Origin of the sequence: Streptomyces sparsogenes subsp. cuspidosporus (assembly GCF_039532705.1) — a bacterium.
GTDB classification, from domain to species: domain Bacteria; phylum Actinomycetota; class Actinomycetes; order Streptomycetales; family Streptomycetaceae; genus Streptomyces; species Streptomyces sparsogenes.
This window is the reverse complement of record NZ_BAAASD010000024.1, coordinates 39,329-52,973: the sequence shown is the minus strand read 5'-3', so window position 1 is coordinate 52,973 and position 13,645 is coordinate 39,329. Positions and strand designations below refer to the sequence as shown.

Genomic DNA, 13,645 nt, shown 5'->3' with positions numbered 1-13,645 from the left:
TCACGTGAAACCAGTCGACCCCCGGCTGCTGCGTCACGCCCGGGCGACCCGTCTCTTCCTCGCCGCGTCCGTGGCGTTGGGGCTGGTGGCGGCGGGGCTGGTGGTGGCGCAGGCCATGCTCATCGCCGAGGTGGTGGTCGCCGCCTTCGTCCACGGCGCCGCCCCGGGCGACCTCGGGCGCCCGCTGGCGCTGCTGGCGGCCGTCGCCGTCGGCCGCGCCGCGGTCGCATGGCTCACCGAACTGGCCGCCCACCGAGCCGGTGCGGCGGTCAAGTCGGAGCTGCGGATGCGGCTGCTCGCGCATGCGGTGCGGCTGGGACCCGAGCGGATGGGGGCCGATGCGTCGGGCGCGGAGCGGCCGGGCGCCGGGCAGCCGAGTGCTGGGCGGTCGGGCGCTGGGCGGTCGGGCGCCGGGCGGTCGGGCGGGCGGGGCACGGGGGAGCTCACCACCCTCGCCACCCGGGGCATCGACGCCCTGGACGACTACTTCGCCCGCTATCTGCCGCAGCTGGGCCTGGCCGTCGTGGTGCCGGTGGCGGTGCTCGCCCGCATCCTCACCGCCGACTGGGTCTCGGCCCTGATCATCGCCGCCACCCTGCCGCTGATCCCACTCTTCATGATCCTCATCGGCTGGGCCACCCAGTCCCGGATGGACCGTCAGTGGCGACTGCTGTCCCGGCTCTCCGGACACTTCCTGGACGTCGTCGCCGGGCTCCCGACCCTCAAGGTCTTCGGCCGCGCGAAGGCCCAGGCCGCGTCGATCCGCGCCATCACCGCGGACTACCGGCGGGCGACGCTGCGCACCCTGCGCCTGGCCTTCCTGTCCTCCTTCGCGCTCGAACTGCTCTCCACGGTGTCGGTCGCGCTCGTCGCCGTCGGCATCGGCATGCGGCTGGTCCACGGCGAGCTGGACCTGTACACCGGGCTGGTGGTGCTCGTCCTGGCCCCCGAGGCGTATCTGCCGCTGCGGCAGGTGGGCACGCACTACCACGCGGCGGCGGAAGGGCTCGCGGCCGCCGACGAGGTCTTCGCGGTCCTCGAACGCGAGCCCAGGGCGGCGGGCGACGCGCCCGCCCCCGACGCCCGGGGCGCGACGCTGAGCGTGGAGGGGCTGGAGGTGCGCCACCCCGGCCGGTCCGAACCGTCCCTGGCCGCAGCCTCGTTCGAGATCCTCCCGGGGGAGACCGTGGCCCTCGTCGGCCCCAGCGGGGCGGGCAAGACCACGCTGCTGAACGCCCTGCTGGGGTTCGCCGAGCCGACCGCGGGCCGGGTGCTGGTCGCGGGGCGGGACCTGGCGTCGCTCGACCCGGAGAGCTGGCGCCGCCAGATCGCCTGGGTGCCCCAGCGCCCGTATCTCTTCGCCGGGACGATCGCCGACAACGTACGGCTGGCGCGACCGGACGCCCACGACGCGGCGGTGCGGGCCGCGCTGCGGGACGCGGGCGCGCTCGGCTTCGTCGACGCGCTGCCGCACGGGGCCGGCACCCGCCTCGGCGAGATGGGCGCGGGCCTGTCCGCGGGGCAGCGGCAGCGGATCGCGTTGGCGCGCGCGTTCCTGGCCGACCGGCCGGTGCTGTTGCTGGACGAGCCGACCGCGGGCCTGGACGGGGAGACGGAGGCGGCGGTCGTGGAGGCGGTGCGGCGGCTGGCCGAGGGCCGCACGGTCCTCCTGGTCGTCCACCGCCCGGCCCTACTGGCCGTCGCCGACCGCGTGGTGCGGCTGCCCGGCCCCGCCACCGCCCCCCGGCCCCCGGCCCCTTGGGCCGAGCCCGCGCACCACGCCGCACCCCGCGCGGCGGCCGCCGACCCGGCCGGCCCTCAAGCGACCACCGACCCGGCGGGCCCTCAAGCGACCACCGACCCGGCCGGCCCTCAGGAATCGGGCCCTCAGGAACCGGGCCCGCAGGCGGCCTCCGATGCCGCGGCGGCCGGCGAGGCGCCCCGCGCGCACCGCTCCGCGTTGGCGTGGGTGCGGGAGTCGGCACGGGACTGGCGGGGCCGGTTCACGCTCGCGCTGCTGCTCGCGACCCTCGCGTCGGCCAGCGCCGTCGGGCTGATGGCCGTCTCGGGGTGGCTGATCTCGCGCGCCTGGCAGCAGCCCCCCGTGCTCTATCTGATGGTGGCGGTCACCGCGACCCGGGCCTTCGGGATCGGCCGGGCCGTCTTCCGCTACGCCGAGCGCCTGGTCTCGCACGACGCCGTGCTGCGGGTGCTCGCCGAACTGCGGGTCGCCGTCTACCGCAGGCTGGAGCGGCTGGCACCGGTCGGGCTGAAGGACACCCGGCGCGGCGATCTGCTGTCCCGGCTGGTCGCCGATGTGGACGCCCTCCAGGACTACTTCCTGCGCTGGCTGCTGCCGGTGGGCGCCGCGCTGGCCGTGGGCGTGGCCTCGGTGGGCTTCACCGGGTGGCTGCTGCCGGAGGCGGGCGCCGTGCTGGCGGCCGGGCTCGTGGTGGCCGGGGTCGTGGCGCCGCTGGTCTCCGGCGCGCTGGCCCGCCACGCCGAGCGCCGGCTGGCCCCCGCGCGCGGCGCGCTGTCGGCCCAGGTCGTCGAGGTGCTCACCGGCACCGCCGAGTTGACCGTCGCCGGTGCCCTGCCGCGCCGGCTGGACGAGGTGCGGCGCGTCGACGGCGTGCTCACCCGGATCGCCCGGCGGGCGGCCGCCGCCACCGGTGTTGGGGCCGGGCTGTCCGCGCTGGCGTGCGGGCTGACGGTCGCGGCCTCGGCCTGGGCGGGCGTGCGGGCCGTGGCCGACGGCCGGCTCGGCGGGGTGTGGCTGGCCGTCGTGGTGCTGATGCCGCTCGCCGCGTTCGAGACGGTCGCGGGTCTGCCTCTCGCGATGCAGCACCGCCAGCGGGTGCGGCGGGCCGCGCGGCGGGTGTACGACGTGGTGGACGGCCCGCCCGTGGAGGACGGCGCGCCCGTGAGGGGCAACTCGGTGGACGAGGCAGCTGCGGTGGAGCGGCCGGCGAAGGCAGGCGCCGAGGCGCCGCGGGGGCCCTACCCGCTGATCCTGGACCGGGTCTCCGCCCGGTATCCGGGACGGCGCGCGCCCGCCCTGGACGGGTTCGACCTGGAGCTGCGGCCGGGCCACCGGGTCGCCGTGGTCGGCCCGTCCGGCTCGGGCAAGACCACCCTCGCCCATGTGCTGCTCCGCTTCCTGGACCCGCGGTCGGGCACGTACACGCTCGCGGGCCGCGACACCGCGGCCATGGACCCGGACGCGGTACGGCGGCTGGTGGGTCTGTGCGCCCAGGACGCGCACATCTTCGACAGCTCGTTGCGCGAGAACCTCCGTCTGGCCCGCCCCGGCGCGAGCGACGGCGAGCTGCGCCGGGCGCTGGCCGCGGCCCGGCTGCTGACGTGGGTGGACGGGCTGCCCGAGGGCCTGGACACGCCGGTCGGCGAGTCGGGCGCGCGGCTGTCCGGCGGCCAGCGGCAGCGGCTCGCCCTGGCCCGCGCGCTGCTCGCCGACTTCCCGGTGCTGGTGCTCGACGAGCCCGCCGAACACCTGGACCTGCCGACCGCCGACGCGCTGACGGCGGATCTGCTGTCGGCCACACGGGGGCGTACGACCGTTCTGATCACCCATCGGCTGGCGGGCCTGGAGGCGGTCGACGAGGTCGTCGTGCTCGAAGAGGGCCGGACCGTGCAGCGCGGCACCTACGCCCAACTCGCCTCTACCGACGGTCCGTTCCGCCGGATGCTGCGGCGCGAGGCCGAGGAGGACCGCCTGGCGGCCGGCGCGGCTTCTCTGGCGGGCGCCGGCGCGTACTCCGGGTGACTTTTCGCGGTGGACGGTTTACGCGGCGGCTCCCCCGGTGCGGGACAAGGCGGCGCCAGGGGAGGAGTTAGCCCGGGCAGGGCAACCGCTCACCTACGCGGTCCAACTATTGCCGCGTCAGAATGCGCGCCTCCGTGACCGACGGTGGGATGAGCCTCGCGGGCCGCTTGGTCCTCATATCGTCCCATCGCACTCCGCGACAGTTGTTGGCCCGACGCGGGGAAGGAAGTCATCACGTGAACAGCCAGAGCGCAACCCCCAAACGATCCCGGACGCGCTACCGGGCCCTCTTCGCCGCCGTCGTGACGGCGGCGGCCCTGAGCAGTCAGCTGTTGACCTCGGCCCCCACCGCCATCGCGGACGAGAGCCCCCTGGGCGGCGGCCCCCGGCCCCCCAGGCCTCCGCAGTACCCGACCGTGCTGCACGGGGTGCGGGAGTTCACCGCGAACGGGACCTTCACGCCTCCCCCGGGCGTCACCTCGGTGCACGTCCAGGCGTGGGGCGCCGGCGGTGGCGGCGGCGGTGGTGGTGGCGGGGCCACGCCTACCGGTACCGGCGTCGGCGGCAACGGCGGTGGCGGTGGCGCCGGTGGGTTCACCTGGTGCGTCATCCCGGTCCAGTCCACCCAGAGCTACACCGTGCACCTGGGGACCGGCGGCGCCGGCGGTACCGCAGGTCCCATCGCCACCGCCGGTGGCACCGGAGGCGGCGGTGGCGGTGGCAACACGAACGTGACGGACGGCGCCGGTGTCCTGCTCAACGCCACCGGCGGTGGCGGCGGCACGGGCGGCGGCCCCGGCGTCGGCGCCGCCAACGGCACCAACGGCGCGGGTGGCCCCGGCGGCACCGGTACCTGCTCCACGGGCGGCGCGGTCCGGACCGGTGACAGCGGAACCACCGGGGACGGGGGCGGCGAAGGGGTCGACGGCATCGTCGACCCGCCCGGGATCAGGGGCGAGGGCGGCAACGGCGGCCCGGGCGGCGCGGCCGGTGCGCCCGGCACGGCGGGCGGCCCCGGGGGCGACGGATACGTCGTCATCTTCTGGTGATACCGACAGGTCATACCGATTCCGGGCTCGCGGAACCGCCCCCCGGCCGACCCGGCCGGGGGGCGGTTCCACTGCTCCGGACTCAGCCCTCCAGCCGCTCCAGGATCCGCTCGATGGCGGCCGCGACCCCGTCCTCCTCATTGCTGACGGTGCGGTGGGTGGTCGACCCCAGCACGTGCGGGTGGGCGTTGGCCATCGCGTACGAGGTGCCGGCCCAGGCCAGCATGTCCAGGTCATTGGGCATGTCGCCGAACGCCACGACCTCCTCGGGGGCGATGCCCCGCTGGGCGCAGCACCGGGCCAGGGTGCTGGCCTTGCTCACCCCGAGCCCGCTGATCTCCAGCAGGGCGGTGGGGCTGGAGCGGGTGAAGTCGCCGTGGGCGCCGGCCGCCGCGCGGCCCAGGTCCAGGAAGGCGTCGGGCGCCAGCGCGGGGTGGTGGGCGAGCAGCTTGAGGACCGGTGTGCCGTCGTGCTCGCCGCCTTCGGCCAGCAGCTTCTCGGCGGGGGCGATGATCGCGCTCGGGTCGCGGTGGAAGGGGGGGTATTCCGGCTCGTAGCAGATCCCGCCGGTGCGCTCGACCGCGAAGGAGGTGCCGGGGGCCGCATGGCGCAGGGCCTCCACGGCGGCGAGGGCCTGATGGTCGGGCAGCGGGCAGGTCTCGATCAGCCGCCCGCCGTCGTGCAGATCGACGACGGCCGCGCCGTTCGCGCAGATGGCCAGGCCGTGGCCGTGCACATGGGCGCTGACGACGTCCATCCAGCGGGCAGGCCGGCCGGTCACGAAGAAGACCTCGATGCCCGCCCGCTCCGCCGCGGCGAGGGCGGCGACGGTGCGGTCCGAGACCGTCTTGTCGTTGCGCAACAGGGTGCCGTCGAGGTCGGTGGCGATCAGCCGGGGCCGGAAAAGGGCGGGTACGGATCTGTCTGCGGCCGGGGTCTCGGACTGCTCGGTTGCTGGAGTCACGACAACCATCCTCCCGCATATGCCGGGCAGGAGTGCCCGACGGGGCCCGCGACGTCGGGAGCCCAGCCTGATCCACAAGGCACCCCCTAAGCTCGAGGGCATGCGACTGAGCACCGTGATCCTGCCCGTACGCCGCTGGTCCGAGGGTGGCCGGGAGGTGTGGCAGCGCGCCGAGCAGCTCGGTTTCCACGCCGCGTACACCTATGACCACCTGTCGTGGCGAACCTTCCGTGACGGGCCCTGGTTCGGGGCGGTCCCCACGCTCACGGCGGCGGCCGCGGCGACCTCCCGGCTGCGTCTTGGCACCCTGGTCACCTCCCCCAACTTCCGCCACCCCGTGACCCTCGCCAAGGAGCTGATCTCCCTGGACGACGTCTCGGGCGGCCGGGTCACGCTGGGCATCGGGGCGGGCGGCTCCGGCTTCGACGCGACGGCGCTGCTGCGCGGCGCGGAGGAGGCGTGGACGCCGCGCGAGCGGGCCGACCGCTTCGGCGAGTTCGTGGCGCTGCTGGACCGGCTGCTGACCGAGGACGCGGTGACGTACGAGGGCCGCTACTACAGCGCCCGGGAGGCGCGCAACATCCCCGGCTGCGTCCAGCGGCCCCGGCTGCCCTTCGCCGTCGCCGCCACCGGCCCGCGCGGGCTGCGGCTCGCGGCGCGGTACGGGCAGGCGTGGGTGACCACGGGCGACCCGAAGATCTACGAGACGGGGACGCCGGCCGAGTCGGTGGCCGCCATCGGCCGGCAGATCTCCCGGCTGGGCGAGGCGTGCGCCGAGTCCGGGCGGGACGTCGCGGAGCTGGACAAGATCCTGCTCACCGGCTTCACCCCGGACCCCGGGCGGCCGCTGTCCTCCCTCGACGCGTTCGTGGACTTCGCGGGCGAGCACGCGCGGCTGGGCGTGGACGAGATCGTGCTGCACTGGCCGATCCCCGACTCGGTCTTCGCGGCGGACCTGGCCGTTTTCGAGAAGATCGCCACGGACGCCCTGGCCCAGCTCAGCGGCTGACCCGGGGCGTCCCGCAACTCCGGATAGGGCGAATGGATCAAAAGCCTTCACTCTTATGTGAAAGGTTTTGTCGGGGCAAGGCGCGTTTAATCCGGCAATACGGTCGTTAGGCGCAGAATCGGGTGTAGAGATTCCGGCGGCACACCACCGGCCGGACGCCACCTTCGCTGGGAGGCACCCATGCCCCGTACCCGATACGCCCCCGACCGGGGCCTGACCACCCGCATGGTGACCACGATGTTCTTCATCGGGCTGCTCTACGTGGTCTTCGTCGGCGTGCTGCTGGCCCTGCTGCGCGGGGCCTGGCCGCTGATCCTGCTGATCGCGGGCGGGCTGTTCGTGGCGCAGTTCTGGTTCAGCGACCGGATCGCGGCGTTCTCCATGGGCGCCCGGGAGGTCACCCCGGAGCAGGCGCCCGAGCTGCACGGCGCGGTGGACCGGCTGTGTGCGCTCGCCGACATGCCCAAGCCGAAGGTGGCCATCGCCGACACGGACGTGCCCAACGCCTTCGCGACCGGTCGCAACCAGCGCAACGCGATGGTGTGCGCGACCACGGGGCTGCTGCGCCGGCTGGAGCCGGAGGAACTGGAGGGCGTGCTCGCGCACGAGCTCTCCCATGTGGCCCACCGGGACGTGGCGGTCATGACCATAGCCTCGTTCCTGGGCGTGCTGGCCGGGATGCTGACCCGCGTCGCCCTCTGGGGCGGCCTGACCAGCCGCAACAGCCGGGACAGCAACACCGCCATAGCGGTGCTGATCATCCCGCTGGTGAGCGCCGTCGTCTATGTGATCAGCTTCCTGCTCACCCGGCTGCTGTCCCGCTATCGGGAGCTCAGCGCCGACCGCGCCGGCGCGCTGCTGACCGGCCGCCCCTCGGCGCTGGCCGCCGCGCTGACCAAGGTGACCGGGCAGATGGCCCGAATACCCACGCGCGACCTGCGCCACGCGGAGCCGTTCAACGCCTTCTACTTCGCCCCGGCGCTGAGCGGGCAGAGCCTGAGCAGCCTGCTCGCCTCCCACCCCCCGCTGGAGCGGCGACTCGACCAGCTGGCCCGTGTCGCCGCCCAGCTCGGCCAGGAAGGGAGGGGCTGAGCGCCATGGGGTTCTGGGACGCCGTACTCGGCCGCAGCAAGCCCGCCCGCCCCGACCTCGACCAGCTCTTCGCGCTGCCGTCGGCGGCGGTCACGCTGGAGGCCGGGGCCGGGTTCACCCCCACGGGGCTGGGCTCGGTGTGCTTCGCGAGCGTCGAGGGCGGGGCCTTCGACCGGATCCAGGAGGAGGTGCGGGCCCTGCTGGACGCGGACACCGAACGCGGCGGGGCGCCCGTCGAGTTCAGCCGGGACGGATACGGCTACACCTGGCTGCTGGCCCGGCAGCCGCCGGCCGACCTGGCGGCGCTGGTGAGCGATCTGCACGCGGTCAACACCCTGCTCCAGGAGGCCGGTTTCGGCCCCCAGCTGTTGTGCTCGCTGGTCGGCTTCCAGGACGCGGAGGCCCGGCCGCTGGCGCTGGTGTACCTCTACAAGCGCGGCACGTTCTACCCCTTCGCGCCGCTTCCCGGCGGCGGGGAGAGGCGGAACAACGCCCTCGAGCTCCAGGCGCGGGGGCTGCTCGCCGACGATCTGCGGGTGGAGGAGGACCTGGGCCGCTGGTTCCCGGTATGGGGGGCGCCGGGGCTGCGAGCATCATGAGCGCCGGCCCGTACAGCACCGCTGACCCGCGCAGCCGGCCCTCCCGAAAGTGCCGCCCCTGAACAGCCGGACCCTGCCGAAAGTGCCGCCCCTTACGGGGTCGTCAGACCGGAGGACTAGGGAAATCCAGCCGTCTGGACTGACGTGCGGTGTGGTCCTCGCCACTACGGTCGAACTGTGACTGTGATCGCCACCGAAAGCCTGAGCAAGCGGTTCCCCCGGGTCACCGCGCTCGACCGGCTCTCCGTCGACATCACGCCGGGCGTCACCGGCCTGGTAGGTGCCAACGGGGCCGGCAAGTCCACCCTGATCAAGATCCTGCTGGGGCTGTCCCCCGCGAGCGAGGGGCGCGCCACCGTCCTGGGCCTCGACGTGGCCACCGACGGCAGCGCCATCCGCGAGCAGGTCGGCTACATGCCCGAGCACGACTGCCTGCCGCCCGACGTCTCGGCGACCGAGTTCGTCGTCCACATGGCGCGCATGTCCGGCCTGCCGCCCACCGCCGCCCGCGAGCGGACCGCCGACACCCTGCGCCACGTGGGGCTGTACGAGGAGCGGTACCGTCCCATGGGCGGCTACTCCACCGGCATGAAGCAGCGCGTCAAGCTCGCCCAGGCGCTGGTCCACGACCCGCGGCTGGTCCTCCTCGACGAGCCCACCAACGGCCTCGACCCGGCCGGCCGCGACGAGATGCTCGGCCTGATCCGCCGGGTCCACACCGACTTCGGCATCTCGGTCCTGGTCACCTCGCATCTGCTGGGCGAGCTGGAGCGGACCTGCGACCACGTCGTCGTCATCGACGGCGGCCGGCTGCTGCGCTCCAGCTCCACCCGCGACTTCACCCAGGCCACGGCCTCGCTCGCGATCGAGGTGACCGACACCGCCGCGCATCCGGACGGCACGGCCGCGCTGCGCGCCGCCCTGGCCGAGGCCGGGCTCGAGGTCCAGCCCGCGAGCCGCGCCGGCGACGGGGCGCCCGCCTCCGAGCACGTGCTGCTCGTGGACGTGGCCGGCGACGAGACGTACGACACGGTGCGGGACGCCATCGCCCGGCTCGGCCTCGGCCTGATCCGCATGGAGCAGCGCCGCCACCGGATCGCGGAGATCTTCCGCGACGACGAGAACGGAAGCGGAGGTGCCGCCGATGCCGCCTGAGACCACGACCCAGCAGCGCGCCGACGTCATCCACAACATCGGCTACCGCCACTACGACGGCCCGCGCCTGGGCCGCGCCTACGCCCGCCGCTCGCTGTTCTCGCAGAGCCTGCGCGGCGCCTACGGCCTCGGCCGCTCGGCCAGGTCGAAGGTCGCGCCGATGCTGCTCGCCGCCGTGATGTGCGTGCCCGCCATCATCCTGGTCTCCGTGACCGTGGTGACCAAGGGCGACCAGCTCCCCGTCCAGTACACGCGGTACGCGATCATCATGCAGGCCGTCATCGGCCTGTACACCGCGGCCCAGGCCCCCCAGTCCGTCTCCCGGGACCTGCGCTTCAAGACGATCCCGCTGTACTTCTCCCGCCCCATAGAGGCGGTGGACTACGTGACGGCCAAGTTCGCCGCCATGGCGTCCGCGCTCTTCGCCCTCACCGCCGCGCCGCTGGTGATCATGTACGCGGGTGCCCTGCTCGCCAAGCTGGACTTCGCCGACCAGACGAAGTCCTTCGCGCAAGGACTGGTCTCCGTGCTTCTGCTCTCGCTCCTCTTCGCCGGCATCAGCCTGGTCATCGCCGCGCTCACCCCGCGCCGGGGCTTCGGCGTCGCGGCCGTCATCGCCGTGCTGACCATCTCCTACGGAGCGGTCTCCACCCTCCAGGCCATCGCGTACGACCAGGCCAACACCGGGGCGGTCAGCTGGATCGGGCTGTTCTCGCCGATCACCGTCATCGACGGCGTGCAGACGGCCTTCCTCGGCGCCTCCTCCGCCTTCCCCGGCGGATACGGCCCCGGCACCGGGGCCGGGCTCGTCTACCTCCTCGTCCTCCTCGGCCTGATCGCCGGCTCCTACGGCCTGCTCCTGCGCCGCTACCGAAAGGTCGGGCTGTGACCACGATCGCCATCGACAACGTCTCCCGCTGGTTCGGGAATGTCGTGGCCGTCAACGACGTGACCATGACGATCGGCCCCGGTGTCACCGGCCTGCTCGGCCCCAACGGCGCGGGCAAGTCCACCCTCATCAGCATGATGGGCGGCTTCCTGGCGCCCTCCACCGGAACCGTCACCCTGGACGGCGCCACCATCTGGCGCAATGAGCAGGCGTACCGCCGGATCGGCCTCGTCCCCGAGCGCGAGGGGATGTACGACTTCCTCACCGGCCGCGAGTTCGTCATCGCCAACGCCGAGCTGCACGGCCTGCCCGATCCCCGCGCCGCCGCCCGCAAGGCGCTGGAGACGGTCGAGATGGACTTCGCGGGCTCCCGCCGGATCGCCACGTACAGCAAGGGCATGCGCCAGCGGGTGAAGATGGCCTCCGCGCTCGTCCACGAACCGTCGGTGCTGCTGCTCGACGAGCCGTTCAACGGCATGGACCCGCGCCAGCGGATGCAACTCATGGAGCTGCTGCGGCGGATGGGGGACGAGGGCCGTACCGTCCTGTTCTCCTCGCACATCCTGGAGGAGGTGGAGCAGCTCGCCGCGCACATCGAGGTGATCGTCGCCGGCCGGCACGCGGCCTCCGGGGACTTCCGCAAGATCCGCCGCCTGATGACCGACCGGCCGCACCGCTATCTGGTGCGCTCCAGCGACGACCGCGCGCTCGCCGCCGCCCTCATCGCCGACCACTCCACCGCGGGCATCGAGGTGGACGCGAGCGGCGGCCCCGAGGCCGGGCTGCACATCCAGGCGGTCGACTTCGCCCGCTTCACCGAACTGCTGCCCCGGGTCGCCCGCGACCTGGGCATCCGGCTCCTCACGGTCTCGCCCTCCGACGAGTCCCTGGAGAGCGTCTTCTCCTACCTCGTCGCGGCCTGAGCGGCCGGAAAGGAGCCCTGGAAGCGATGTCCTCGCTCTACCACCCCACCGTCGCCCGGCTCACCTACCGGGCCCTGCTCGGCCGCCGCCGGGCGCTGATCCTGTTCACCCTGCCAGGGCTGCTGCTGGTCATCGCGGTGGCCGTACGGGTCCTGTCCGGCGCCGACGACCAGACCGCCGACGCCGTCCTGGGCGGCTTCGCGCTCGCCACGATGGTCCCGCTGATCGGGGTGATCGCCGGGACGGGCGCGATCGGCCCGGAGATCGACGACGGCTCGGTCGTCTACCTGCTGGCCAAGCCCGTCAAGCGGCCGACGATCATCCTGACCAAGTTCGTCGTCGCGACCGGGGTCACCGTCGTCTTCTCGGCGGTGCCCACCCTGCTCGCGGGCTTCGTCCTCAACGGGAACGGCCAACAGCTGGCCGTCGCCTACGCCGTCGCCGCAGCCGTCGCCTCGGTCGCCTACAGCGCGATGTTCCTGCTGCTGGGCACCGTCACCCGGCACGCGGTGATCGTGGGCCTGGTCTACGCCCTGGTGTGGGAGTCGCTCTTCGGCAGCCTGGTCCCCGGGGCCCGCGTGCTCAGCGTCCAGCAGTGGGCGCTCGCGCTCGCCCAGAAGGTCGCCGACAGCGGGGCGGTCTCCTCCGAGGTCGGGCTGCCCGCCGCCGTGGTGCTGCTGACCGCCGTGACCGTGGCCGCGACCTGGTACGCGGGGCGGAAGCTGCGCGGCCTGACGCTCGCGGGAGAAGAGTGACCCAAGGGGGCCCAGGGGCGCCGGGCCCTGTGAGTTCTCCGGGTTCCGGGCCACGGGCAATGGGTTCCGGGTTACGGGCCGGGGGCTACGGGCGGATCACGCGGTCGCGGCCCGCGCCCAGGCCCAGCAGCGCGAGCGCCGCGCACACCGCGAGCATCAGCCCGATCGGCAGCGCCCAGCCGCCCGTCGCCTGGTGCACCGCGCCGAGCACCAGCGGACCGGCCGCGGCGAGCAGATAACCCCACGTCTGCGCCATCCCGGACAGCCGGGCCGAGGTGTGCGCGTCCGAGGTGCGCAGCACCATCATCGTCAGCGCCAGGCCCACCGAGCCGCCCTGCCCGACCCCGATCAGGGCCGCCCACAGCCAGGCCCCGCCCGCCGGGGCGACCAGCAGCCCGGCGATGCCCGAGGCCATCAGCACCGCGACCGCGACGGCCAGCAGCCGCTGGCTCCGCATCCGCCCGGCGAGCAGCGGCACCAGGAACGAACCGGCCATCTGGACCAGCGTGCTGAAGGCGAAGACCAGACCGGCGGCGCCCTTGCTCATGCCGTCGTCGGTGAGGATCGTCGGCATCCAGGCGATGGTGACGTACGCGATCAGCGACTGGAGGCCCATGAAGAGGGTGACCTGCCAGGCCAGCGGCGAGCGCGCCAGGCCACGCCCGCGCCCGGACTCGGGCCCGGCCGTCGGCGCGGTCGCGGTCGCGGTCCGTACGGGCACGGCCGCCGCCTGGCCGTGGCGGGTGCCGCGGCGGGCGAGCAGGGCCTGCGGGAGCCAGGCCGCCGCGGCGACCGCGGCCGGCAGCGACCAGGAGGCGAGCGAGCCGCGCCAGCCGCCCAGCGCGTTCTCCAGCGGCACGGCGGCCGCCGCGGAGAGCGTGGCGCCGCCGATCATCGCGGTGGTGTAGAGGGCGGTCATCCCGGCGGCCCGGTGCGGGAAGTCCCGCTTGATCAGCCCCGGCATCAGCACGTTGAGCAGGGCGATCCCGCTGCCGACCAGCGCGCCGCCCGCGAAGAGGGCGACGAGCGGCGGCGCGACGCGCAGCAGCACGCCGCCGCACAGCAGCACCAGCGCGGCCAGCAGGACCGCCTCCGTGCCCCAGCGGCGGGCGAGCCGGGGCGCCAGCGGCGAGGCGAGGCCCATGAAGACGAGCGGGATGGTCGTCACCAGGCTGCCGGTCGTGGCGGACAGGCCGTAGTGGTCGCTGATCTCACCGAGCAGCGGGGAGACCCCGGCCAGCGCGGCCCGCATGTTGACCGACGCCAGCACGATGCCCAGCAGCAGGAGCGCGGGGTGGGACCGCAGTCTGCGGCGCGCGGCGGCCACCTCGGGGGTGGGCCGCAGATCGGTCTCGGCGTCCACCAGCGGGGGCTCGGGGCCGGTGCGGGTGAGCGGCGGTTCCGGCAGCTGCGGGCGTGACAAGGA

At 74.2% G+C, this 13,645-nt stretch carries 11 protein-coding genes; 9 read left to right on the top strand and 2 right to left on the bottom strand.

Features of this window, described 5'->3' with window-relative positions; translation table 11 throughout:
* Positions 1–4 precede the first annotated feature (4 nt).
* Positions 5–3,784 carry a thiol reductant ABC exporter subunit CydD gene (gene cydD / locus ABFY07_RS25440; RefSeq protein WP_346176708.1) on the top strand — a complete coding sequence of 1,260 codons (3,780 nt, stop codon included), beginning with the start codon at positions 5–7 and terminating at the stop codon, positions 3,782–3,784.
* A 236-nt stretch (positions 3,785–4,020) separates the two neighbouring features.
* Positions 4,021–4,833, top strand: coding sequence for a hypothetical protein (locus tag ABFY07_RS25435; RefSeq protein ID WP_346176707.1), 813 nt, complete (start codon positions 4,021–4,023; stop codon positions 4,831–4,833).
* 82 nt (positions 4,834–4,915) lie between these two features.
* On the opposite strand, the gene ABFY07_RS25430 is transcribed toward ABFY07_RS25435, so the two are convergent.
* Positions 4,916–5,806 carry an HAD family hydrolase gene (locus ABFY07_RS25430; protein WP_346176706.1) on the bottom strand — a complete coding sequence of 297 codons (891 nt, stop codon included), beginning with the start codon at positions 5,804–5,806 and terminating at the stop codon, positions 4,916–4,918.
* A gap of 91 nt (positions 5,807–5,897) precedes the next feature.
* On the opposite strand from ABFY07_RS25430, the gene ABFY07_RS25425 reads away from it, so the two are divergent.
* The 7 genes from ABFY07_RS25425 (at position 5,898) to ABFY07_RS25395 (ending at position 12,219) form a co-directional block, all read left to right on the top strand.
* The gene (locus ABFY07_RS25425; protein ID WP_065961956.1) at positions 5,898–6,806 is read left to right on the top strand and encodes an LLM class flavin-dependent oxidoreductase; all 909 of its coding nucleotides are present in this window, start codon (positions 5,898–5,900) and stop codon (positions 6,804–6,806) included.
* Positions 6,807–6,986: 180 nt separating this feature from the next.
* The gene (gene htpX, locus ABFY07_RS25420; protein ID WP_065961869.1) at positions 6,987–7,898 is read left to right on the top strand and encodes a zinc metalloprotease HtpX; all 912 of its coding nucleotides are present in this window, start codon (positions 6,987–6,989) and stop codon (positions 7,896–7,898) included.
* Positions 7,899–7,903: 5 nt separating this feature from the next.
* Positions 7,904–8,497 carry a PspA-associated protein PspAB gene (gene pspAB, locus ABFY07_RS25415; protein ID WP_346176705.1) on the top strand — a complete coding sequence of 198 codons (594 nt, stop codon included), beginning with the start codon at positions 7,904–7,906 and terminating at the stop codon, positions 8,495–8,497.
* 177 nt (positions 8,498–8,674) lie between these two features.
* A complete protein-coding gene (locus tag ABFY07_RS25410; RefSeq protein WP_076970921.1) occupies positions 8,675–9,652 on the top strand; it encodes an ABC transporter ATP-binding protein in 978 nt (325 codons plus the stop codon).
* Positions 9,642–10,541, top strand: coding sequence for an ABC transporter permease subunit (locus ABFY07_RS25405; RefSeq protein ID WP_346176704.1), 900 nt, complete (start codon positions 9,642–9,644; stop codon positions 10,539–10,541). Before ABFY07_RS25410 ends, ABFY07_RS25405 begins: the two co-directional genes overlap by 11 nt.
* Positions 10,538–11,464: an ABC transporter ATP-binding protein gene (locus ABFY07_RS25400; protein ID WP_346176703.1), complete on the top strand. Its 927-nt coding sequence runs from the start codon at positions 10,538–10,540 to the stop codon at positions 11,462–11,464. Before ABFY07_RS25405 ends, ABFY07_RS25400 begins: the two co-directional genes overlap by 4 nt.
* A 26-nt stretch (positions 11,465–11,490) precedes the next feature.
* Positions 11,491–12,219: an ABC transporter permease subunit gene (locus ABFY07_RS25395; protein ID WP_346176702.1), complete on the top strand. Its 729-nt coding sequence runs from the start codon at positions 11,491–11,493 to the stop codon at positions 12,217–12,219.
* An 85-nt stretch (positions 12,220–12,304) separates the two neighbouring features.
* Here ABFY07_RS25395 and ABFY07_RS25390 read toward each other — a convergent pair whose 3' ends face one another.
* Positions 12,305–13,642, bottom strand: a complete 1,338-nt coding sequence (locus ABFY07_RS25390) for a CynX/NimT family MFS transporter (RefSeq protein WP_346176701.1) — start codon at positions 13,640–13,642, stop codon at positions 12,305–12,307.
* Positions 13,643–13,645 lie beyond the last annotated feature (3 nt).

What these genes read in the sequence shown, in the direction of transcription:
- ABFY07_RS25430 (WP_346176706.1), bottom strand. Translation starts at nt 5,806, where the DNA reads ATGGTTGTCGTGACTCCAGCAACCGAGCAGTCCGAGACCCCGGCCGCA.
- ABFY07_RS25405 (WP_346176704.1), top strand. Translation starts at nt 9,642, where the DNA reads ATGCCGCCTGAGACCACGACCCAGCAGCGCGCCGACGTCATCCACAAC.
- ABFY07_RS25395 (WP_346176702.1), top strand. Translation starts at nt 11,491, where the DNA reads ATGTCCTCGCTCTACCACCCCACCGTCGCCCGGCTCACCTACCGGGCC.
- ABFY07_RS25425 (WP_065961956.1), top strand. Translation starts at nt 5,898, where the DNA reads ATGCGACTGAGCACCGTGATCCTGCCCGTACGCCGCTGGTCCGAGGGT.
- pspAB (WP_346176705.1), top strand. Translation starts at nt 7,904, where the DNA reads ATGGGGTTCTGGGACGCCGTACTCGGCCGCAGCAAGCCCGCCCGCCCC.
- htpX (WP_065961869.1), top strand. Translation starts at nt 6,987, where the DNA reads ATGCCCCGTACCCGATACGCCCCCGACCGGGGCCTGACCACCCGCATG.